The organism is Acholeplasma laidlawii, assembly GCF_015709225.1.
GTDB lineage: Bacteria > Bacillota_I > Bacilli_A > Acholeplasmatales > Acholeplasmataceae > Acholeplasma > Acholeplasma laidlawii_A.
Genome location: NZ_JADNRS010000016.1, coordinates 1 through 1828, shown reverse-complemented (window position 1 = coordinate 1828; position 1828 = coordinate 1). Strand labels below are relative to the sequence as shown.

At 27.2% G+C, this 1828-nt stretch carries 1 protein-coding gene; it reads right to left on the bottom strand.

Annotated features, from left to right (window positions below; genetic code table 11):
• Window positions 1–1828: MBG domain-containing protein (locus IY230_RS01390; RefSeq protein ID WP_196369560.1), on the bottom strand; the 1828-nt coding region annotated here is incomplete at both ends.

Genomic DNA, 1828 nt, shown 5'->3' with positions numbered 1-1828 from the left:
ATTACACGTCTTTCAATTACTAAAGTTCTTGTTATTGCTGTTGCACCGTACATATCGTCACCAGCAAAGGAAATATTAACATTATATGTTCCTGCATTTACTGGTAAGGAAATACTTCCATTATAAGTAATAACAAAATCCTTAAACACTTCTTCATTAGAAGTTGGATCAAAAGTTTTAATTGTTAGTGCTTTTTCAGTTGCGTCATAAATATTATTATTATTGCTAGTTTCAAATCTTAATGTTGCAGGTGTAACTGTAAGTGTTCCAATAACATATGTAAATTTATAATTACTTGATACATATCCTGATGAAATCCATATTAAGTATTCTCCAACTACACTTAAGTCTTCTGCATCGGTTTGGTAAATTAAATTACTGCCATTTGCAAATTCAACACTATTATTTAGATTGTCGCCCTCAATAAACCCAGCAACATTGCTTGCAAACAATGAACTAGTAATTTCTTCACCAAATGTTTTAAATGAATCAGAAATTGTTACTACTAATTCTTTTTTATTTATTCTTAAATAAGTAACTCCATTAATAATTTCATAGTTATTTGAAACATCTAGGCTACCTTCAAATACTTTTGCAACTATTTCATGAGTACCTACATTTTTGTTATATCCTTCTAATTCGATATGTTGGTCAGTAAGAATATTATTAGCTCCACTAATAATACCTTCTAAATCAAATATATCGCCATAAGTAATATTAGTATTACCTATAATATCGATAATTATTTGTTTTGGCTCAACAATTAAAATTGAAGGTCTAAAGCTAATTGTATAGTTACTACCTGCATTTAAACTACCTTGTAGAATATCATAAGTTCCAACAGAACCAATAAATTCATCAATCATTAATTCTCCTGTTATTAAATCCTTATTTTCCTCGTATTTAAATCCAGTAACACTATATAAATCTTTTTCTATTTCACTTTCTAATGTTCCATAAACAACTGTTTGAGGGAAAGCATTAATTGTTAATACTGCTGGTACAATACTATATTCAAAATTAGTTATATCTAAAACATAGTAATTAGTTATATCTTCATCATTTATATTTAATATTGTAATATCATCTTTACCTACTACATATTCATTTACATTTCTATTACTATGATTTGAAATAACTATTCTATCACTAAAGACTAAGTCATTAGTGTTTGGATTAATAATATAACTATTTCCATAAACTACTGTTTCTAATCCTATAAAGCTTAAGTTTAAATATCTTGGATCAATTTTCATTGTTCCATCGATATAGTTAACTTCATAATTATTATTTAAATCAAGTGATGATGTAATTGTAATAGTATTTTCGCCAACTAATTCACTTGATAAATTATAATGAACAACAAAACTATCTACTGGATCTAGTCCTATAACTTCATAGTCAAAATCACTTTGATCACCATATGTTTTTATTAAATCTTTAGCTTTAATTGAAATTTCTCTAGTAATAATTTCAAACATTACAACTTCATCACTTAACTCTACTACATAATTAGGATTACCATCTAATGTTCCTATATTAATTGCATAAGTACCAACATTACGGTTATTACCAATTGATAACGATCCTTTTAGAACAGTTTCATCATCGTTATTTGCAAGATTAAAGACATCATATTCAATATCTACGATATTTGTTCCGTCATATACTTTAGTTTGACCCACATTAGGTGTAATAACTAATGTTCTTTGTGTAATTTCTAAAGTAACTTCGTTAACTTCTACATTAAAGTTTGCAGCATTCATTGAGTCTACGCTTATTACATAACTTCCTACATCTTCGCCTTCAGCTCTTGTTAATACTACAT